The 19,463-nt window shown below is 45.5% G+C and carries 21 protein-coding genes and 1 riboswitch; of the genes, 8 read left to right on the plus strand and 13 right to left on the minus strand.

The genetic code is table 11. From position 1 onward, the window contains the following. Positions 1-1,001: 1,001 nt before the first annotated feature. The 4 genes from resA to IQ294_RS05035 form a co-directional block, all read right to left on the minus strand. On the minus strand, positions 1,002-1,553 hold the full coding sequence (gene resA, locus IQ294_RS05020) for a thiol-disulfide oxidoreductase ResA (protein WP_203332931.1): 552 nt from the start codon (positions 1,551-1,553) through the stop codon (positions 1,002-1,004). Positions 1,554-1,593: 40 nt separating this feature from the next. Next, on the minus strand, positions 1,594-2,301 hold the full coding sequence (locus IQ294_RS05025; protein ID WP_203332932.1) for a cytochrome c biogenesis CcdA family protein: 708 nt from the start codon (positions 2,299-2,301) through the stop codon (positions 1,594-1,596). 105 nt (positions 2,302-2,406) lie between these two features. After that, a complete protein-coding gene (locus IQ294_RS05030) occupies positions 2,407-2,847 on the minus strand; it encodes a disulfide oxidoreductase (RefSeq protein WP_203332933.1) in 441 nt (146 codons plus the stop codon). Then, complete coding sequence (locus IQ294_RS05035) at positions 2,847-3,530, minus strand: DsbA family protein (RefSeq protein ID WP_203332934.1); 684 nt, start codon at positions 3,528-3,530, stop codon at positions 2,847-2,849. Before IQ294_RS05035 ends, IQ294_RS05030 begins: the two co-directional genes overlap by 1 nt. Before the next feature lie 317 nt (positions 3,531-3,847). On the opposite strand from IQ294_RS05035, the gene IQ294_RS05040 reads away from it, so the two are divergent. From IQ294_RS05040 to IQ294_RS05060, 5 genes are all read left to right on the plus strand, one after another. Continuing rightward, positions 3,848-4,462, plus strand: a complete 615-nt coding sequence (locus IQ294_RS05040; RefSeq protein ID WP_203333311.1) for a CadD family cadmium resistance transporter — start codon at positions 3,848-3,850, stop codon at positions 4,460-4,462. 79 nt (positions 4,463-4,541) lie between these two features. Then, positions 4,542-4,907 carry an ArsR/SmtB family transcription factor gene (locus tag IQ294_RS05045; protein ID WP_203332935.1) on the plus strand — a complete coding sequence of 122 codons (366 nt, stop codon included), beginning with the start codon at positions 4,542-4,544 and terminating at the stop codon, positions 4,905-4,907. Continuing rightward, complete coding sequence (locus tag IQ294_RS05050; protein ID WP_238942663.1) at positions 4,900-7,320, plus strand: heavy metal translocating P-type ATPase; 2,421 nt, start codon at positions 4,900-4,902, stop codon at positions 7,318-7,320. The genes IQ294_RS05045 and IQ294_RS05050 overlap by 8 nt, the downstream gene beginning before the upstream one ends. A gap of 228 nt (positions 7,321-7,548) precedes the next feature. Further along, a complete protein-coding gene (gene lpdA / locus IQ294_RS05055; RefSeq protein ID WP_203332936.1) occupies positions 7,549-8,967 on the plus strand; it encodes a dihydrolipoyl dehydrogenase in 1,419 nt (472 codons plus the stop codon). A gap of 184 nt (positions 8,968-9,151) precedes the next feature. Next, a complete protein-coding gene (locus IQ294_RS05060) occupies positions 9,152-9,814 on the plus strand; it encodes a class I SAM-dependent methyltransferase (RefSeq protein WP_203332937.1) in 663 nt (220 codons plus the stop codon). A gap of 323 nt (positions 9,815-10,137) precedes the next feature. On the opposite strand, the gene IQ294_RS05065 is transcribed toward IQ294_RS05060, so the two are convergent. The 9 genes from IQ294_RS05065 to IQ294_RS05105 form a co-directional block, all read right to left on the minus strand. Beyond that, complete coding sequence (locus IQ294_RS05065; RefSeq protein ID WP_203332938.1) at positions 10,138-11,487, minus strand: dihydrolipoyl dehydrogenase family protein; 1,350 nt, start codon at positions 11,485-11,487, stop codon at positions 10,138-10,140. Positions 11,488-11,866: 379 nt separating this feature from the next. Continuing rightward, a complete protein-coding gene (gene merA, locus IQ294_RS05070) occupies positions 11,867-13,507 on the minus strand; it encodes a mercury(II) reductase (protein WP_034781970.1) in 1,641 nt (546 codons plus the stop codon). A gap of 16 nt (positions 13,508-13,523) precedes the next feature. Next, positions 13,524-13,904: a mercury resistance system substrate-binding protein MerP gene (merP, locus tag IQ294_RS05075; protein WP_203332939.1), complete on the minus strand. Its 381-nt coding sequence runs from the start codon at positions 13,902-13,904 to the stop codon at positions 13,524-13,526. A 16-nt stretch (positions 13,905-13,920) separates the two neighbouring features. Next, positions 13,921-14,223, minus strand: a complete 303-nt coding sequence (gene merT, locus IQ294_RS05080; protein ID WP_034781975.1) for a mercuric transport protein MerT — start codon at positions 14,221-14,223, stop codon at positions 13,921-13,923. Next, entirely contained in the window at positions 14,220-14,492 is a 273-nt protein-coding gene (locus tag IQ294_RS05085) for a hypothetical protein (protein ID WP_034781977.1), read from the minus strand. The genes merT and IQ294_RS05085 overlap by 4 nt, the downstream gene beginning before the upstream one ends. 13 nt (positions 14,493-14,505) lie before the next feature. Beyond that, positions 14,506-14,904, minus strand: a complete 399-nt coding sequence (merR1, locus tag IQ294_RS05090) for a mercury resistance transcriptional regulator MerR1 (protein ID WP_034781979.1) — start codon at positions 14,902-14,904, stop codon at positions 14,506-14,508. 700 nt (positions 14,905-15,604) lie between these two features. Then, on the minus strand, positions 15,605-16,198 hold the full coding sequence (locus IQ294_RS05095) for an NADPH-dependent FMN reductase (protein ID WP_203332940.1): 594 nt from the start codon (positions 16,196-16,198) through the stop codon (positions 15,605-15,607). A 17-nt stretch (positions 16,199-16,215) separates the two neighbouring features. Further along, on the minus strand, positions 16,216-17,199 hold the full coding sequence (locus tag IQ294_RS05100) for a ring-cleaving dioxygenase (RefSeq protein WP_203332941.1): 984 nt from the start codon (positions 17,197-17,199) through the stop codon (positions 16,216-16,218). 65 nt (positions 17,200-17,264) lie between these two features. After that, positions 17,265-17,699, minus strand: a complete 435-nt coding sequence (locus IQ294_RS05105) for a MarR family winged helix-turn-helix transcriptional regulator (protein WP_203332942.1) — start codon at positions 17,697-17,699, stop codon at positions 17,265-17,267. A gap of 181 nt (positions 17,700-17,880) precedes the next feature. Then, positions 17,881-17,979, plus strand: a riboswitch (guanidine-I (ykkC/yxkD leader). Between the two features lie 52 nt (positions 17,980-18,031). Between IQ294_RS05105 and IQ294_RS05110 the strand changes: the two genes are divergently transcribed. The 3 genes from IQ294_RS05110 (at position 18,032) to IQ294_RS05120 (ending at position 19,285) form a co-directional block, all read left to right on the plus strand. After that, positions 18,032-18,373: a DMT family transporter gene (locus IQ294_RS05110; RefSeq protein WP_203332943.1), complete on the plus strand. Its 342-nt coding sequence runs from the start codon at positions 18,032-18,034 to the stop codon at positions 18,371-18,373. Continuing rightward, positions 18,373-18,687, plus strand: coding sequence for a DMT family transporter (locus IQ294_RS05115; protein WP_284699717.1), 315 nt, complete (start codon positions 18,373-18,375; stop codon positions 18,685-18,687). Before IQ294_RS05110 ends, IQ294_RS05115 begins: the two co-directional genes overlap by 1 nt. A gap of 121 nt (positions 18,688-18,808) precedes the next feature. Then, entirely contained in the window at positions 18,809-19,285 is a 477-nt protein-coding gene (locus tag IQ294_RS05120; protein ID WP_203332944.1) for a DUF948 domain-containing protein, read from the plus strand. Positions 19,286-19,463 lie beyond the last annotated feature (178 nt).

A 19,463-nucleotide genomic window follows, 5' to 3' on the forward strand; every position in this document is an offset into this window, starting at 1 on the left:
TTCAAAGGGAGAAAGGGGCTGGTTTTGCAGCATCCTCTCCCCTTTTTTATCCAAAATATTTCTGGAAATCATTATATATAAACCGAATTAAAATTCTAACGCCAAAGAAACTCGATAGTTTGATATAGCAAGACTCCGCTCCTTTACCTCTTCCCTACTAGAGAAAAACCTTCCTAATATAATTCCGGCATCCGTAGTTTAAGCAAAGTGGTGACGATGTAGTTATTATCCTACCTGATAAAATGTTAAAATAACTTACATCCATGTGAATAGAGGAATATGGCGCCATGAGATATTGCAAAATTCGGGTTAAAAGATTCAGTAACAAGAAGCTGTATAAGAAGTTAATGCGGCTGCAGGAATTCCAACCACCGGACACTCGGTCTATTAATATCATTCTCACAGAGATCGCCCAGCGAAACCCTGAGGAGTTTGAGACGGCAAAGATCGAAGCCGAGGTGGAGAAGTCCGAACGCCAGATCGTCAGGGAAGTAGATGAAATCCTCTATTATGAAATCAAGTATTGCGAGGACTATCTTGACAGGCCGAAACTCGAAACTGACCCCTACGAGCGCAAACTCCGAGCGGCAAAACTTAAAATGGTGCATAAAGTACTAGAACGTCGGAGAAACTAGGCTAATCTTACAAAAGGCTCCTATTCTAAAAAGAGAGCCATGACCATTCATTTCCGCTATTTCAGCAAAGGAATGATCGCAGTGAAACATGCACTTGTAATAGGCGGCACAGGAATGCTGGCCAACGTCTCGATCTGGCTATCTAAAAGTGCATTTATGGAAACAAAAAAAGAGACTCGTATTTAAGTCTCTTCTCTTCCGATAACCCCTCATATGTAAACATCAATTCGAAGCAGTTAAAATTCTACTCCTTATTCCGGAAAGCCATAGTTAAATAGAATAAAGCGCCTAAGGAGTTCCTTTCTTAGACGCCATTTGCTGTGAAACCATTCGTAAATATAGTGGTTCCACTAAAAGAATACTCTTTCAAAGCTCTGCTGGTTTAATCTGTTCCATATAGCTTTGAATGTCTTCCTCCGACATTTCACCTGTAATGATCTTCTCGATTTTCCCCTCTGAATTTACTAATAGAGTAGTCGGCAACGGGCGAATATTGTAGGCTTCCATCACACTTTTGTCCTTGTCGATGATAATCGGGAACGTTAAATTCCGCTGTTCGGCAAATTGTCTCACTTCATAATCCGACTGAGCAATGTTGACGGCCAGTATCTCCACGCCCTGATCTTTGTATACTTGGTATTGTTTTTCCATCAGCGGAAATTCTTTCTCGCACGGTTTGCACCAAGTTCCCCAGAAGTTCACGAACACCCCTTGTCCTTTATAATCCGACAGCTGATGCCGTTCCCCGTTCAAATCAGTCAATGCAAAATCGGGTGCCATATCTCCAACCTGCAGCAAATCATTTTTCTCCTTTGTGACCCCGTTGTAGATGGTGAAGGCAATAGCTCCGACTAGGACAAGCAAGATGCTTGTCCTCATTATCAAACGATTCTTCTTTTTCTTCTTTTTAGCAGTCATATAGTGTCACACCCTTTCTAAGTATTTTAAGTCCGGTCTGTTAAAATCCGGTGAATCCACCCGTGAATTGCGATAGAAAAGCGATGATTTCAGTCATCATGTCAAAGTAAAGTAAAACGCCCATCAGAATCATCAGTGCTCCGCCAACTGACATGAAAAGAGCACTTCTCTTCTTCAAGAAACTCATTTTCTCAATAAATAACGACATTAAGAGAAAAGGAATCGAAAAGCCCAGGACATAAAACAGCATGTAAAGGAGTCCACGGTCCGGGTCCGCTACTCCGAGCGCAATCACGCCCGCCAGTATTGGACCGGTACACGGCGTCCATCCAGCCGCAAAACCGATGCCGATCAGGACAGAACCGGCATATCCGGAAGGTCTTTTCTGAAATTGGATTTTTTTATCCGAAAGCAGAAAATCAAATTTCAAAACGCCTGTTAAGACCAACCCGAAAAATACCATCAAAATAGCGCCTAGTTGGCGTAAAAGGACTTGATATTCCAAGAAGAAGTTTCCGAGAAGCGAAGTTGATAAACCCAACGCTAAAAAAATGATAGAAAATCCAATTAAAAATAAAATCGTGTGAATCAACGCGGTGCTTCTCATCATTCCCTTGCCTTCTTTTAAATCATTGACCGAAACTCCGGTAATATAGGATAGAAAAGCCGGATATAACGGTAGGGCACAGGGAGAAATGAATGATAACAGTCCAGCGCCAAACGCCAGCAATAAACTTACTTCAGCCATAAATTGATCTCCTTTTTGGTGATTGAGTTGTATATTACCTTAACTGACCTATCGCCGCCTTTTGTAAAAAAAGATGGACCGTAATTGATTGTCAGATGCGGTTTATCAATTCACTCTTTTCTTCACGATTAAAATTAACATCGCAATACTAATTAAGAGAAAAGCAACAAGGGCAAGGAACGGAATGGTGATGAACCCCAGCCAGTTGATATATTCCGCGCTGCAGGGAACCCCACTCACACAGGGGCGAATCCCTCCAAATCCTGAAATCTTTTGCTCCATGTAATGCATGACCGAGATACTTCCCCCGATAACCGATAACGGCAGGGCATAACGGGCAATCTTCCAATCGTTCTGGAACGTCGCAATCCCTAAAATCAACACGAGCGGATACATGAAAATCCGCTGGAACCAGCAAAGGTCACACGGGATGAACCCCTTGATTTCACTGAAATACAGACTGCCGAGCGTCGCCATCAACGAGACGAACCAAGCCCCGTACAGCCAGAAGCCACTTTTATCCGAGTGTTTGTGGGTCTCTTCCATTAGTTTTCCTCCGCTAACGCTTCATCAATCAGCGCTTTGATGGCATCGTAATCAAATGGATCTTCCAACGTCTGTCCATTGACGACAATTGTCGGTGTCATAGCTACCCCATGCTCTTCTACCAAAGTCTTATCCGCATCCACTTTATCCATCGTCTCTTGCTGTTCCATGTCCGCTTTCATCTGGGCTTGGTCAATGGCTGGAAATCCGGCGGCCACTTCCAGGGCTTTCTCCGGTGTCAGCCAGGCAGCATCATGATTTTCAGACGGCTGTGCCGCGAATAAGGCTTTGTGGAAGTCCCAATAGGATTCCGGGCTTTGTTCGTAAACGGCTTCAGCTGCCAAAGAGCCCACGACCGATTCATTGCCATGGAAGAGAACATTGATATAGGAGAATTTCACATCTCCTGTGTCAACATAGTCCGCCACCAGCTGCGGATACACCATTTCTCCCCATGCTTTACAGGACGGGCACTTGAAGTCGCCAAATTCGATGACTGTGACCGGTGCACCACTTTCTCCAAGTGTTGGCTGGCCAGTAATATCAACTCCAGCGGTTTCCACTGATGAGGTGCTTTCCTGATTTGTCAATACTACGATTGCTGCGAGAATCCCAACTGCCACTAACGTCAGGAGAACAGCGAGCTTCATCCCCGATTGTTTCTTCTTATTGTTCTTCTTCATAGTAACCCTCTTTCCTATCGTGATTTATCAATCAATTACTCGGCATCGTTCCCACATACATTTTCTAGCATTCATAGAAATAGAATGCTTAACAGGACAAGTCCGGATTAGCTATACCAATTTTCCGATTCGCCTTGCCGCTTGTCACTCCCTGTTCATTCTAACAAGCCTGTTCAAATATTAAAACAATCATTTGAATGTATAATTGACAATCTAGCGAAATATTTGTACACTTGCATTAATCAAACGTTCGTTTGAACGTATAACTATTAGAAGGATATTAGTTGGCTCTAGTATCCACAAAGGAGTTGGTGGAGCTGATTACGACAATTTTTTCCGCTGTTGCAGCTTACGTTGCGACCAGCATTGATTATGTCATCATTTTGTTGATCCTGTTTTCGCAGACGATGAAAAAAGGTCAGTTAAAATCCATAGTCATCGGTCAATATTTGGGAACAGCCATATTAGTGGGTGTCAGTCTATTGGCTGCGTATGGCTTGACGCTCGTACCGACTCACTGGGTCGGCCTGCTCGGTCTCATACCGATTTATTTGGGAGTCAAGGTTTGGAAGCGAGAGGAAGAAGAGAACGACGAAGAGGATCTCCTGTCCCGCTTGTCTTCCGGCAAGTCCAATCGCTTGTTTGTCACCATAACGGTCATTACACTGGCGGCTGGCGGGGATAACATCGGTGTCTACATACCCTACTTTTCAACCTTAAATCCAAGTGAAACCGTTGTGATGCTTGTCGTCTTTGCCATTATGATCGCTATTTTGTGTTACCTCAGTTACCGTTTGGCATCCGTTAAATCGGTCTCTGAAACGATTGAAAAATGGGAACGCTGGATTGTGCCGGTTGTCTTTATCGGACTCGGCATCTTGATCATGGTGGAGAACGGGACATTCCGTTTCCTTTGGAGTCTGGTGAGCTGAAGTGATTTTTCTCTTTTTCTATTCATATAGAAGAAAAGCTTGCTGCAAAAAATTAAATTGATGAAAAGGGGAAAATAAAATGAGTAAAGATACGTGCGAAATTTTATGTGTGGATGAGGAAAAAGTAGAGCGAGTCCAGCAACAACTTTCGGAACAAAATCCGTTGGAAGTGGCGAAAATTTTCAAGGCATTATCTGATGATACAAGAATTAAAATTGCTTATGCCTTATCGCTGGAAGACAAACTCTGTGTCTGTGACGTCGCCAATATCATCGGCTCTTCTGTGGCGACCGCCTCCTACCACCTGCGACTGTTAAAAAATATGGGTTTGGCAAACTACCGCAAAGAAGGGAAATTGGTTTACTATTCATTGGACGATGCGCATGTGAAACACCTCGTACAAGTGGCCTTCACCCACCAGAAGGAGGGTGTCAGCGTTGGTTGAAAAAGCAAAGATAGAAGAAGAAAAAACCGTCTACCGTGTGGAAGGATTTTCCTGCGCCAACTGTGCCGGGAAATTCGAGAAGAACGTCAAAAATCTTTCCGGTGTTGAGGATGCAAAAGTAAACTTTGGCGCTTCGAAAATTTCCGTTTACGGTGAAGCGACGGTCGAGGAACTGGAAAAAGCTGGCGCTTTCGAGAATTTGAAAGTGGCACCGGAAAAATCGAAACGCCAAACAACTCCGGAAGCAAAAGTCGCCATTGAAGAAAAGAATGTCTTCCGGGTGGAAGGCTTTACGTGTGCGAACTGTGCCGGGAAGTTTGAGAACAATGTCAAGCAAATTCCTGGTGTCCAAGATGCAAAAGTGAATTTCGGGGCTTCGAAGATTTCTGTGTATGGGATGGCAAGCGTTGAAGAATTAGAAAAAGCCGGCGCTTTTGAAAACTTGAAGGTCGCTCCTGAAATCACAAGTCGGCAAGCTGGTCCGAAAACGGAAACTGTTAAAACGACAGCTATAAAAGAGAAGAAAGTGCCGTTCTACCAAAAGCACAGCGTCTTGCTCTATTCCACCCTGTTGATTGTCTTCGGGTACATTTCCCAGTTCGTAAACGGGGAAGATAACCTGATGACGTCCCTCCTGTTCGTGGCGGCCATTGTCATTGGCGGGTACTCGCTCTTTAAAGTCGGTTTTCAGAATTTGATACGCTTGGATTTCGACATGAAGACCCTCATGACGGTCGCCGTCATTGGGGCAGCCTTCATCGGCGAATGGGCGGAAGCTTCCATCGTGGTCATTCTCTTTGCCATCAGTGAAGCATTGGAACGCTATTCCATGGACCGGGCCCGACAATCCATCCGTTCGTTGATGGACATTGCCCCGAAAGAGGCACTCGTCCGGCGCAATGGACAAGAACAGTTGATTTCAGTGGACGACATTGCTGTCGGGGATACCATGATCGTCAAACCCGGACAAAAGATTGCGATGGACGGTATGGTGGTCAACGGCTATTCGGCGGTCAATCAGGCAGCAATCACCGGTGAATCTGTGCCCGTCGGCAAAACGGTGAATGATGAAGTCTTCGCTGGCACGCTGAACGAAGAAGGTTTGCTCGAAGTCAAAGTCACCAAACTGGTCGAAGACACGACCATTGCAAAGATCATCCATTTGGTAGAAGAAGCGCAAGGCGAACGCGCCCCTTCACAGGCGTTTGTCGATAAATTCGCCAAATATTATACACCGATCATCATGGCCGTGGCTGCGTTAGTTGCCATTGTCCCTCCCCTCCTGTTTGACGCCAGCTGGGAAACCTGGGTCTACCAAGGGCTGGCTGTGCTGGTCGTAGGCTGTCCGTGTGCGTTGGTTATTTCGACTCCGATTTCGATTGTATCCGCGATTGGCAACGCAGCGAAAAAAGGCGTTTTGGTAAAAGGCGGTGTGTACCTGGAAGAAATGGGTGCCATCAAAGCGATTGCGTTTGACAAGACCGGCACTCTGACCAAAGGGGTTCCCGTTGTCACGGATTTTGAAGTTTCGAACAAGCAGGTAAATGAAAAAGAACTGCTTTCCATCGTCACAGCGCTGGAGTATCGCTCACAGCATCCCCTGGCTTCGGCCATCATGAAAAAAGCGGATGCAGAAAATATTTCTTATTCTTCGGTCTTAGTCGAGGACTTCTCATCCATTACCGGTAAAGGGATTAAAGGAACCGTCGAAGGAACCACGTACTATATCGGCAGCCCGATTCTCTTCAACGAGCTGGGCGCCGCAAGTGCCGATGCGAACTTGGAACAAAATGTCACAGCTCTTCAAAATCAGGGCAAGACGGCGATGATCATCGGAACGGAACAAACTATCCTGGCGGTCATTGCCGTGGCAGATGAAGTCCGTGAATCCAGCAAGGCAGTCATTCAGAAGCTCCATCAAATGGGCATCAAGAAGACAATCATGCTGACGGGCGACAACAAAGGGACCGGGAACGCCATCGGTCAGCAGATCGGCGTAACCGAAATCCAGGCCGAACTGATGCCGGAGGATAAACTGAATTTCATCAAACGCTTAAGAGCCGAATACGGCAATGTCGCGATGATTGGAGACGGCGTGAACGATGCTCCGGCACTCGCGGCTTCTACTGTCGGAATTGCCATGGGCGGTGCTGGAACTGATACCGCTATGGAGACCGCTGATGTGGTCTTGATGGGCGATGATTTGAGCAAGCTGCCGTTCACGGTGAAGTTAAGCCGGAAATCATTGAACATCATCAAAGCGAACATCGCATTTGCGATTGGCATCAAAGCGATCGCATTGCTGCTTGTCATCCCGGGTTGGTTGACGCTATGGATCGCCATTATGTCGGATATGGGTGCTACCCTTCTGGTCGCGCTCAACAGCTTACGGCTAATGCGCGTAAAAGAGTAACGAAAAGAGCTTTCCAGCCAAATGGAAAGCTCTTTTCTGAAATACATACTATCGCTCATCCAGTCTGCAGCACGATCTTATTTAATTCTTGAGATAAAGGGTATGGAGTTTTAAAAGGGGCTTACCTGTCACGAAGCAGCACATTGTTAGTGCAGTTCCTCATTTGCGATATAAAATAAGCAGAATCCTCATTTTATTCAATGACCAAATGCTAAGGAGGAAACAGAAATGACTGAAGAAGCAAAAAAGGATATTGATTTATTGGTGATCGGAGCCGGGTCGGGCGGCTATGTGGCGGCCATTCGTGCTGCACAGCTCGGGAAAAAAGTGGTGTTGGTGGATAAGGCCGAATTAGGCGGAGTTTGCTTGAACCGCGGGTGTATCCCTTCAAAAGCGCTGATCAGTGCTTCTGAACGTGTAAAACATATCCAGCATGCCGGCTCTATGGGCATTAAGGTTTCGGGTGAAGTGGTCGTAGACATGCCGGAAGTCGTGAAATGGAAGGATGGCATCGTGAACAAATTGACGAGTGGGGTCCAGACCTTGCTGAAAGGCAATGGTGTGGAAGTCATTAGCGGTGAGGCTTACCTGACTGAATCACAGCAGGTAAAAGTCAAAACTGCAGACGGAGAACAGCTCTATACCTACAAAGATCTGATTCTGGCAATCGGTTCCCTGCCGACCGAACTGAAAAGCCTGCCGTTCGATCAAGAACGGATTCTCTCGTCAACAGAAGCTCTGACACTCCAAGAAGTACCGAAACATCTCGTGGTGGTTGGCGGCGGGTATATTGGATTGGAACTCGGAACAGCCTATGCGAAATTCGGGGCCAAAGTGACCATCCTGGAAGGAACGGATACCATTCTTCCGGGAACGGACGCTGCGCTGACAAATGTAGTAAAACGCCACTTAAAAGATTTGGGAATCACCGTCATCACCAAGGCTATGGTCCAAGGCGGTGAAAATACGGGTGAAGAAGTCGATGTCCGGTTCCAGGTAAATGGCAAAGAAGAAACCATTACCGGTGATTACTGCCTGGTTTCCATCGGGAGAAAACCGAACACCGGAAAAATCGGCTTAGAAAATATTGATGTGGAACTTGATCAACGTGGGTTTATCAAGATAAATAACCAATGCCAAACCACGATTGACCATGTGTACGCAATCGGCGATTGTGCAGGCGGTGACCTTCTTGCCCACAAAGCGAGTTATGAAGGCAAGATTGCTGCAGAGGTGGCAAGCGGACAAAAAAGTGTGATTGATTTCCAAGCGATGCCGTTTGTTATCTTCAGCGATCCGGAAGTGGCGTATACTGGATTGACCGAAAAAGCGGCAAAAGAACTGGGCTATGAAACGGTTTCCAGTCGTTTTCCGTTCCAGGCGAACGGCCGTGCCTTATCCATTTCCGATGCCGATGGTTTTGTACAGATTGTGGCCGAAAAAGAGACGAAAAGAGTGCTGGGCGTCCAGATGGTCGGACCGGAAGTGTCATCCCTCATTGCCGAAGCGGTCTTTGCGATTGAGACCGGAGCGACTGCCGAAGACCTCAGCCTGACGATTCATGCCCACCCTACGTTGCCCGAACCATTGATGGAAGCTGCGGAAGGTGTCATGGGCCACCCGATTCATATGTTGAATAAAAAATAATTTATAGCGAACACACATCAAGACCGGCCTGCACATTCATAACGTAGGCCGGATTTTTTACATTGGTGTATTTGTGGCCTACTGGGGCGACGATTAACAGACTAGATGATCAATTTGCTCGCTGTTCCCACACAACAGTTCCTTATGACGAAAAATCTACTTATATTGAAAGGATGCGATCTTCATGAAGGCAGACAAAAAAGGAGCCTATATACCGGTACTCAAATATCATTGGATGACCCGGTTCTATGATCCGTTAATTCAATGGGGGATGCAGGAAAAGAAGTTGAAAATGCACCTGGTCCATCAAGCAGCCCTTCAACCCGGGGAAGTGGTAATGGATCTGGCTTGTGGCACAGGGACGCTTGCTCTTTTTCTTCAACGTTCACAACCCGGAGTGCATGTGGTTGGAGTCGACGCTGATCCCGAAATATTAGCCGTTGCCAAAAAGAAGGTAAAGGAAAATCAAATTCATCACATCCGATTTGAGGAAGGATTTTCCGATCGGCTTCCTTTTGCCAATCATCTATTTCATCATGTCTTCACCAGTTTATTTATTCATCATTTGACGCTAGAGAAGAAGAAGGAAACATTTGAAGAAGTTCATCGGACACTCAAATCAGGCGGTCAGTTTCATCTTCTGGATTTCGATAAACCGCAAAATGGCTTGATGCGTGTTGCCTTCTTCCCCGTCCAATTCCTAGACGGATTTGAAACCACTTCCCCTCATGTCAAAGGCATTATTCCGAATCTCTTGAAAGAAACCGGGTTCGCTGCAATTGAAGAGACGGGGAAATTTTCAACCGTGGTTGGCACATTAAGGGCATACAGAGCTTTTAAGCCATAAATTTCTCGATATTCAGCTACTTTCTTTCACCTTACGTACATGCATTTTCTATATATCTATTTTCATTAAATTCACTTTGTAGTCATGAGGAGTAAAACTTAAAAAGGTTATTAGAAAAGCGTTCGTAAAAGTACACTTATACAAACAAAAATGGGAGAAGATATGCTTCGAACTACCTCTTCTCTCTTCATATTAAAGAATTTTCACGTAACATAACGTAAATTAGGCGCTGCTTGAGATTATAGTAAAATGGATTCCTTAATAATTCATACTGACCCATTTAAAGTTTGTCTTTATTTTATTCTTTTGCCTAATTCATTATCTTATAGCATATACCCTAGATCGGAAGCCGCCGTTGGATAGGCATAAATCATCTGCTTAAGGTCCTTTGTCGCCAAATCAAATTGTATAGCTGTCGCAAAATGATTGATTAATTCATCTGCTTCCTGGCTGATCAAATGGGCACCCAGTATTTTGTCGGTTTGTTCATCAACAATGACTTTCACCATCGCATATTTTTCGTTAGTGCGCTTGTAAGTGTACCAGTCTGATGTATCAATTTTATTCACTTTGATTTGATGACCTTTTTCCCTCGCCTGTTCTTCGGATAATCCTACAGAAGCCAGTTTTGGCAGTGTGAAAACTACTGTCGGCATCACTTTGTAATTAGGCGACCGGTGATTTCCTTTGAGCAGATTCGATGCCACCACATGCGACTCCATCGATGCAATCGGGGTTAACGGAAGGCCCGCTGTTGCTGCTGCATCCCCGGCTGCGTATACTCTTGGGTTGCTGCTGCTTTGAAGGTATTCATTGACGGAAACGCCTCTTTTTTCGCGTTCCACATTGCCTTTTTCCAGCTGCATATCTTCTAGGTCAGGCATTCGTCCTGCGCCATGTAGAACCAGGTCGCCTTCCCAGTGAACCGGCTGGCCGTTATTCGACCCGTTTACGATGTAAGAGCAACCCTTCTTTTCAATCGAATTTACCTCCGTATTGAGATGCAGATGAATACCAATCTCTTTCGATTTCTCCATCAGCAACCCGACCAGTTCAGAATCAAATTGCTCAAGTGGGCGATCTCCCCGGTGGATGATATGCACTTCTGACCCTGCCCGGGCAGCGATATGGGCAAACTCAAATGAGATGTATCCGCCGCCGATAAACACCATTTTCGCTGGAAGCTCATCCAATTCCAGGAATTCGTCGCTATACGTGAGATGTTCCGTCCCTTCAATAGGCAATGGGGCCGGTTTGGCTCCATTCGCAATCAGAATATGCTTTCCGGTTAAGACATCTTCGCCTACTTGAATTTTCTCTTCATTCAAAAAGGAAGCTCGCCCATGAAAAGTGTGAATCCCTGCTTTTTGAAAGTTCTCCACTCGGTTATCCGGCACGGGTTCAGTAAAGGTGCGTTTAAAAGCCATCAATTCCGGCCAATTGATGCTGGAACCGGAGGTGATGCCGTTTCCTTTCATTCTGTCGATGCCGTCAATCATTTCAGCAGCTCCCACCAGCACTTTTTTCGGATCGCATCCCCTCAGTGCACAGGTGCCGCCGAAAGGCCGTGAATCAATTATTGCGACTTTCCATCCCGCGTTATTGCACTTAGAAGCTGCAGCGGACCCACCTGAACCGGTTCCAATGACAATCAAATCGAATTCTTCTTCCATTTCTCTCATCCTCTCCATGTAAAAAAAGAAATCGCTTTTCCTTTTTCCCTTCTATAGTGCTAGTCCTACTATTCCACCGCCCGTCCTGTCAAAAACCATGTACCTTGTTCATGGTTCAGTTTGTTTTCCTTTCACCTGAAAACCTTTCAGAACGGAGATGGCTTTACATGTGTCATTTTTTCTGCCCAACTGGCTAAAATAATAAGCCTCTCAAAACAAAAGGGACAAATCAAATGCGATTTGTCCTTAAGCCCCTGTTATTCCAATCTTCTTTCGATTGAATTTCAGTTATTTTCTCAGCTGATTTCTTTCTGTCTCATTTTTCATTAAGAGACCTATCCCTTATCTCTTTGCTGGCGATATTATCCTGGCCGATTCGTTAGCCGGCACAGCAAGACAGTTTGCTGACATCCTTGTCCAACGTGATGGCTGCCAGTTTCAATCCTTCAGCCATTGTCAGGTATGGGGCCATCGTATTTTTCAGATCTTCTGCGGTCAAGCCGAACTGTACGGCCAGTGTGGCTCCGTAAATTACCTCTCCCGCATTTTCAGCCACGACATGTGCCCCGAGAATTTTTCTTGTTTGCTGATCGACCACCAGTTTAAAGACACCGCTTGTTTCACGGTTCACTAGAGCTCTTGGCACGTTTTCAAGCGGCAGCACGGAAGTTATCACTTCGTACCCTTTATTCCGGGCTTGTTGTTCCGTCAGCCCGACTGTTGCAATGGCTGGGGTAGTAAACGTCACGCCCGGAACAAACCGCAAATCTACTTTCTTATTTGCCGAACCCAGTGCGTTCTCAACTACAATCCCACCTTCATAAGCAGCCACATAGACAAACTGCGGGCCTAAGGTCACATCTCCCGCTGCATAGATGTCGGCGTTGCTGGTCTGCAGATAATCATTGACCGCTACTTCCCCTCGCGGGCCAATCTCAACCCCGGCCTTCTCTAAATGGAGGGAATCCGTATTCGGCCGTCTTCCAGTGGCAACCAGCACTTGATCCGCTTCAATTACCTGTTCCTGACCGTTCACTTCAATATGAATTTTTTTCATATCACCGCTCTGTTCGACCTTCTTGTAGGTGACTCCCTTGACGAATTTTAGGCCATGCTTGGTTAAAGCTTCATCGGCGGCTTCCGAGATTTCCGGATCGTATTCTTTCAGCAGCCGTTCACTCCGCTGCATCATCGTCACATCGGACCCTAAGTTATGAAACAGCTGGCCCAGTTCCATCGCAATGTAACCTGAACCGATAACGGCCAATTTTTTCGGCACTTCTGTTACCTCCAAAGCGGTGGTACTTGTTAAATAGTCTACTTCGCTAAGTCCCGGAATATCCGGAATGGACGGGGCTGCCCCTGTCGAAATCAAAAATTTCGCTGCGGTATAGGCCTGCCCATTCACTTCGACTGTTTTTTCGTCCCTAAAAGCGGCTTCTCCGCGGATTAGCTCAAATCCGTATTCCTCAATCAGACCGATGTATTTTTGCTGTCTCATCCCGTCGACAAGCTCGTCTTTTTGCCCGGTCAACGCAGCTAGATCAACCGGTCCGGCGTTTGTCTTCAAACCGACAAATGGGTTGTTGCTGGCCAAGTGATTGATTTCCCCCGCACGAAGCATCGTTTTGGAAGGAACGCAGCCAATGTTGACGCACGTGCCGCCAACAATGTCCCGTTCGACGACCGCCACTTTTGCCCCTTTTTCAACGGCTTTGATGGCAGCTGAAAAGGCAGCTCCACCCGAACCGATAATCAGCAAGTCATAATCAAGGGACGAATTGTTTGAAACAAACTCGTTTTCTTCGGCTTCCACCGTCGCTTCCCCCGCTTGATACCCCGACTCGTCGATTGCCTGTTTCGCCTTCTCCAGTTTCCCTTCAGCGATTTCAAACGTCGCTTGTTTGCGGCGGTAATCGACTTCAATTCCTTTTGCTCCTGCATTCGCAAGAGCAGCCGCAACATGTTCTTCACAACTTGTGCAGGTCATTCCCTGAACGTTTACGTGAACTTTTTTCATGTGAAAATTCCTCCTTTTATTCGACGGGTAGCCCTATGTCTGCAACCGCCGTCTTAATGGCATTCAAACTGGTTTTCGTCTCATCAAAAGTGACTGTCACTTCCGCCGTGCTTCCGTCAACTTGAATATCCGTTTTACCGGCACCTTCTACTTCGGCAATGGCATCTTCCACGACAGATGGCGGGCAGCAATCCATAAAAGCCGTAACCATGAATACACCTGTCCCTTCGGTTGCCACTTCCGCGTTTCCACCTTTCTGTGCGGCCGCAACACCCATTTCCACTTTACTCCCCGATTCTTCCGTTGGCGGTTGTTGAACTTCTTGCCCGTTACTGCAAGCACTGATCACCAACAAAAGAGATACCACCATCATAATCCCAATTAGCTGTTTTTTCATATAAATTCCTCCTCTTTTATATTCCGCCCTCGACTATGAATAAAAACAGAAACATGCCGAAAACAAGAAACGACGTAATCCATAAACCAATGACCGAACTTTTCCTTTTCCCTTTTCTTCCATACACCTTATAAAAGGAGTAAGCAAGGAGAAAAAGCGTTAAGACGCTAAACAACAACCGGTATTTTAATGAATAGAAGGCTAATGCTCCTGCAAGACCTGTCAGTCCAAGGGGAAGAAAAATCAGCGGACCTAGGCAACAGGCAGCCATAGCAAAAGCCGAGAATACAGCAGCTAACTGCGGCACTTTTTCCTTCATGATTTTATCCTCTTCAAGCTGCAGCAATCATGTATCGGCGCGCTTTCTTTCTTTGTTTTCTGTTTTGATTCTGGATCAATTTTTCGCCAGCCCTTGAAAAGAGCAAAAATGAATAGCAAACTCATCAAGATGAAAATAACATCTTTAAATTCCATGAAGTACGACCCCAGTGCAGTTCCTGCAAACAAGGGAAGGAGTAAAACCAAGTGGCAGGGACATGTGATTAATGCGACAAAAAACCAGCCTGAACTTTTCAATGTGTTTTTCATTCCGTTTCACCTCTTATTTCTTCATCAGTGTTTCAATAATGGGGCATTCGTAGATATCCTTGTTTTCGGGACACCTTTCTTTAAGATCACTTAACATCCGTTCAATTCGCTGCAAATCTTCAATTTTCCGTTGAATGTCTTCTATCTTGAGCACAGTAAAATCATACATATCCCGACACTTTGCTTCATCGCGATCGACGACTCCAAGCAATTTATCAATCTCCTGTAGAGTAAATCCTAGTTCCTGCATCCGTTTAATGAAATTCAATCGATCAACCGTTTCCAAACCGTACATCCGGTAGCCTTTTTCAGTGCGATCAGGCTCTGGAAATAAGCCGAGACGTTCATAATATCGAATGGTCTCCTTGTTCACACCGCATTTGTCAGCCAGTTCTCCGATACGCATTTGCATGCCTCTCACCTCACTTGTCATATTCCCCTCTAGTCGAGTACAGGATCTATACTTGCTTGATTACATTCCTGTCTCTTTTGAGTTGCAACGTTATGTGCAGGATTTTCCTCGATATATACAGAATAAACCCTGTACCACGGTACAAGGTCAAGTATATTGATTCTTTTTAATTTTAATTCTTCAACAAAGTGGACCTAAATGGTCGATGTATAAAAAAATAAAGGAAGAGAAAATGTCTCTCGGCCATCTTCTTTTTTTCTTCTAATAACCGATTGTTATGGGAAGTATATTTATTTCAAAAGAATGAGCTTCTTAATAGATGAAAGAGGCGATTAAAGAAGACCTGTAGAAAAAGGTGAATATCCGATTTCTTCCATAAGTTCAGAGATTTCTTTTTACACTCGTATAGTCTGAACGAAGTTTAATAGTAGTGGAAATAAAAGCGTTCGTAAAAGTACACCTTTACGAACACCCCAAAAACACCCAAAATCATCAATAATAACGTTCGCAAACGTCTCAAACGACTTTACGAACGTTCACGAACATGCTCCCACTTTCTCGAACACTTTTCATAATATCTTTTCTATGGAAGTGTATACCGGCCTGCCTCGATTTACAGCAACCACATTACCAATAAATCAAAATTAAGAAATAAAAAAGAAGATGCCGGAAAGGCACCTTCTTATTGCATCAAATTATTTTAACGAATTGTCTTCAACGCTGTGGACCACGGGATGACCTGATCCAGCATTTGATTGACTGAATCTGCCTGCACTGGAGCGGGTTTCAATACTGCACCATTTTCAAAGTCGGTGAATAGTGACAACGCCGGGTGGACACGTACATCCGCCACAAGCAATTCGCCAAGGATGCCACGCAGATGTTCTGTCGCACGCGCACCGCCTACCGAACCGTAGGAAACGATTCCTGCAGCTTTGTTGTTCCATTCCACACGCAGGTAATCGAGTGCGTTTTTAAGAGAAGCGGTGATGGAATGGTTATATTCCTGGACGATGAATACGAATCCGTCCTGCTCTGCTACTGCCTGTGACCATACAGCCGCTCCTGATGCATCTTGCCCGTTTTCACCAAGCAATGGCAATTTATAATCAGCGATGTCGATGATTGTGTAGTTAGCGTCGCCGCGCTTGTCAGCCAATTCTTTTACCCATTCACCTACTTGCGGGCTCAAGCGCCCCTCGCGAGTTGATCCCAAGATAATACCGATGTTTAGTTTAGTCATTTTTGTTTCCTCCTGTTGTTTGGTTTTAAATAGTTTTGAAAAAATTGTCATTGCCTAAAAGCTCCTTCTTACAGATATTCTTTTTCGATCGTGCGGGTACTGCGGACTGTATCGATCGGCCGCACCATGTTTTCGATGCGCTCGCGCTGTGCTTCTAGAAACGGCGGAAGGCTCAATTTCTCTCCCAGCGTTTCATAAGGCTCATCTCCCATGAAGCCTGGACCATCCGTCGCCCATTCGAACAAGATACCTGGAGCCACACGTGCATATAAGGATTCGAAGAAGAAACGGTCGACATATCCGGAAGTGCTGAATCCGGCTGTCTGCATGTGGTCGATCCACTCATTCAGCGCAGCGGTGTCATGGACGCGGAACGCTGTATGGTGAACGGTGCCGAAGCCTTGCTGGCCGGCTGGCAGAATTGTGTTATATTCGACGATGACCTGTGCTCCGTTGCCCCCTTCTCCCATTTCGAAAAGGTGCAGAGATCCTTCTTTTGCGATTTCACGCATGCCCATCGCTTTTTCCAGCACTTCTTTCAAATAATCAAACTGGGCGATCCGGATGTGGATCGGTCCAAGCCCCGTTATCGCGAATTCGAGCGGTACGGGACCGTTTTGCCACGGTGTCCCGGATGCGATGCCTTCATTCGATTCATCCGACACCAGCATATATTGCTGATCGTCGAAATCGGCGAACGACAACGTTTTCTTTCCGAATAGTTCTTTGACGCCCGTATGTTTCACTTCGTATTTATCGAAACGCTTGACCCAATAGTCGAGGGCAGCATCTGTCGGCACACGGAATGCCGTCTTGTAGATTTCATTCGTCCCGTGCTTCCCTTTAGGAATTCCAGGGAAATCGAAGAATGTCATATCCGTGCCTGCAGACCCTTTATCATCTGCGAAAAACAGATGGTAAGTCTGGATATCATCCTGGTTGACTGTTTTCTTCACCAGGCGCATGCCCAGTACATAAGTGAAAAATTCATAGTTTTTCTCTGCGCTGCTTGTAATTGCTGTCACGTGGTGGATTCCTTTTAATTCGTTCATTTTATCCGCTCCTTTAATTTAAAATACAGTATCTCGAATTAGAGATAATTACTGCGTAAAAAAAATTAGACTTCCATGGCCTTGTAGCCGACTTTCTTCAGATCACTGATTAAAACTTCGGTCTCATCCGCAGCCAGTTCCAGGAACAATGCATCGATTTTCTTCTCATGCTCTGGCCAGATCTGCTTCATCAACGCCTGTCCTTCTTGAGTAAGCTCAGCGTAAGTCACCCGGCGGTCTGTGGGGCATTCTGTGCGTCTGACGTAATCCTTGGCCTCTAATTTGTCGACCACATAAGTAATGCTGCTGCTGGCGATCAGCACCTTTTTGCCAATCGATTGAATCGGCTGTCTGCCCTGGTGGTACAATAACTCCAGAACAGAAAATTCGGTGGGGTTCAGACCGCTTGCGGCTGCATCGCTTTTGATAACTTCCCGTACGGCATCAGCTGCCCGGATAATCACAGCGACCGCCTTCAGATTGCGATTCGGTAAATCCATCCCTTTCACCTCTTCATTGTTTTTAATTCATATATCTTTAATTCGAGATAAGTATACCATGCTGAAATTTAAAGGTCAACCGATTGATTTGCTTCTATTGAATCCTCGTCTTTATAAACAGATGGTTTTTCCTTTTCCCTGCTTTAAAAACTGTGTATACTTTAAAGTAATGAAATAGCAAGCCAATGTTTTCTAGGGTTCCGCAAGCTCCGGCTTGGCCTGGTCCGAGAGAAAACGCACAGCACCTGCTGTGACACGGAGGGACAAAAGCCTGGGAGAAACTGTACAACAGTTTTTTCCGGGTTTTTTTATTTTGAAATGGAGGATTTAATATGAATAAAGAATGGATCAAAGTTTACATCGCCGCATTCTTCGAAGTTTTTTGGGTCATCGGCCTGAAGCACGCAGACAGCTTCTGGCCTTGGGTGGGCACAATTATTGCGATAATCGTCAGTTTCTATCTGATGATCATGGCGGGCCGGAAACTTCCGGTCGGCACAGTGTATGCGGTTTTCGTCGGAATGGGAACAGCCGGGACAGTCTTGGCGGAAATCATGATTTTCAGTGAACCGCTCCAATGGTCGAAGATCTTCCTGATCGGTGTGCTCCTCGCAGGAGTCATCGGATTGAAATTGGTGACAGAAGACAAATCGGATAAAGGAGCTGAAGCCTGATGGCCTGGATTTCCCTTGTTATTGCCGGATTATTTGAAATGGCCGGAGTCGCAATGATCAATAAATGGCATCATGACCGGAAATGGCTGTCCATGGCCATGATGCTCGCCGGCTTTGCCTTCAGTTTCATCTTTTTGTCGATCGCGATGGAAACATTGCCGATGGGCACCGCTTATGCAGTCTGGACCGGAATCGGTGCATCGGGAGGCGCCATTATAGGGATGCTGTTCTATAATGAAGATAAGGATTGGAAAAGAATCCTCTTCATTGCCATGGTGCTCGGTTCCGCTGTCGGATTGAAAATGGTTTCTTAACTAGAGTAAGAAGGCTTCCGCAAATCAGCGGAAGCTTTTTTTATACGCTTTCACATGTTAATCACGCATTCTTTATGGGTATAGAAAAACAACAGAGGATGTAAAATGAGGAGGAAATTATATGGATTCAACGATTTGGTGGATTATTGCGCTCGGCATACTGGTACTCGGGCTCATCATTGCAGGAGTCGGTGTTTTTCTTTTCATCAAAGGCATGAAGGAGCCGATGAAAAAGATCAAAGGTTCTGCCGGAAATCTGAAAGAACGATTCGACAAACTGAATCTCGAAGTTTCAAGCCTGCAGCACACGGCGACGGAACTTTCAGAGGAAATAGCTGTAAAATCTGAAAAGATCAACGTGCTGGTCGATGCCGGAAAAGGCACCATGAATTCACTGGTCGATCTGAATGCATCTGTACGCGCGATAACAGACAGACTTGTCTACCGCGCAGAACATGACAAGGAAAACAATCGCCAGGTGAAACGAGTGACGGATACGGCAGAGGACATCATTCATCTGCCGGAAAATCTGCAGACGCTCCATTCCAATGTAGAAAAGGAAAATTCCGAGATGCTGCATTTCGAAGAAGTGCGCTGATTCAGAATTGAAAAGCAAAAAGGCAGCCTTCACCGGCTGCCTTTTTCTATGGCGTCATGCTAAATTTTTTTAATTGATAATAGTTTACATAATAATAATATTAAAACATAAGCATTCTCTTATATGACTATCTTCTACAGTCCATTTGCTTTACACATAAAAAAAAGTGCCCCTTAAA

This window comes from Planococcus beigongshangi, from assembly GCF_016820495.1.
Taxonomy (GTDB): Bacteria; Bacillota; Bacilli; order Bacillales_A; family Planococcaceae; genus Planococcus; species Planococcus beigongshangi.

What these genes read in the sequence shown, in the direction of transcription:
- merP (WP_203332939.1), bottom strand. Translation starts at nt 13,904, where the DNA reads ATGAAAAAACAGCTAATTGGGATTATGATGGTGGTATCTCTTTTGTTG.
- IQ294_RS05120 (WP_203332944.1), top strand. Translation starts at nt 18,809, where the DNA reads ATGGATTCAACGATTTGGTGGATTATTGCGCTCGGCATACTGGTACTC.
- IQ294_RS05110 (WP_203332943.1), top strand. Translation starts at nt 18,032, where the DNA reads ATGAATAAAGAATGGATCAAAGTTTACATCGCCGCATTCTTCGAAGTT.
- IQ294_RS05030 (WP_203332933.1), bottom strand. Translation starts at nt 2,847, where the DNA reads ATGGAAGAGACCCACAAACACTCGGATAAAAGTGGCTTCTGGCTGTAC.
- IQ294_RS05105 (WP_203332942.1), bottom strand. Translation starts at nt 17,699, where the DNA reads ATGGATTTACCGAATCGCAATCTGAAGGCGGTCGCTGTGATTATCCGG.
- lpdA (WP_203332936.1), top strand. Translation starts at nt 7,549, where the DNA reads ATGACTGAAGAAGCAAAAAAGGATATTGATTTATTGGTGATCGGAGCC.
- IQ294_RS05060 (WP_203332937.1), top strand. Translation starts at nt 9,152, where the DNA reads ATGAAGGCAGACAAAAAAGGAGCCTATATACCGGTACTCAAATATCAT.
- IQ294_RS05035 (WP_203332934.1), bottom strand. Translation starts at nt 3,530, where the DNA reads ATGAAGAAGAACAATAAGAAGAAACAATCGGGGATGAAGCTCGCTGTT.
- IQ294_RS05065 (WP_203332938.1), bottom strand. Translation starts at nt 11,487, where the DNA reads ATGGAAGAAGAATTCGATTTGATTGTCATTGGAACCGGTTCAGGTGGG.
- merR1 (WP_034781979.1), bottom strand. Translation starts at nt 14,904, where the DNA reads ATGCAAATGCGTATCGGAGAACTGGCTGACAAATGCGGTGTGAACAAG.
- IQ294_RS05100 (WP_203332941.1), bottom strand. Translation starts at nt 17,199, where the DNA reads ATGAACGAATTAAAAGGAATCCACCACGTGACAGCAATTACAAGCAGC.
- IQ294_RS05115 (WP_284699717.1), top strand. Translation starts at nt 18,373, where the DNA reads ATGGCCTGGATTTCCCTTGTTATTGCCGGATTATTTGAAATGGCCGGA.
- IQ294_RS05025 (WP_203332932.1), bottom strand. Translation starts at nt 2,301, where the DNA reads ATGGCTGAAGTAAGTTTATTGCTGGCGTTTGGCGCTGGACTGTTATCA.
- merT (WP_034781975.1), bottom strand. Translation starts at nt 14,223, where the DNA reads ATGAAGGAAAAAGTGCCGCAGTTAGCTGCTGTATTCTCGGCTTTTGCT.
- resA (WP_203332931.1), bottom strand. Translation starts at nt 1,553, where the DNA reads ATGACTGCTAAAAAGAAGAAAAAGAAGAATCGTTTGATAATGAGGACA.
- IQ294_RS05085 (WP_034781977.1), bottom strand. Translation starts at nt 14,492, where the DNA reads ATGAAAAACACATTGAAAAGTTCAGGCTGGTTTTTTGTCGCATTAATC.
- IQ294_RS05045 (WP_203332935.1), top strand. Translation starts at nt 4,542, where the DNA reads ATGAGTAAAGATACGTGCGAAATTTTATGTGTGGATGAGGAAAAAGTA.
- IQ294_RS05095 (WP_203332940.1), bottom strand. Translation starts at nt 16,198, where the DNA reads ATGACAATTTTTTCAAAACTATTTAAAACCAAACAACAGGAGGAAACA.
- merA (WP_034781970.1), bottom strand. Translation starts at nt 13,507, where the DNA reads ATGAAAAAAGTTCACGTAAACGTTCAGGGAATGACCTGCACAAGTTGT.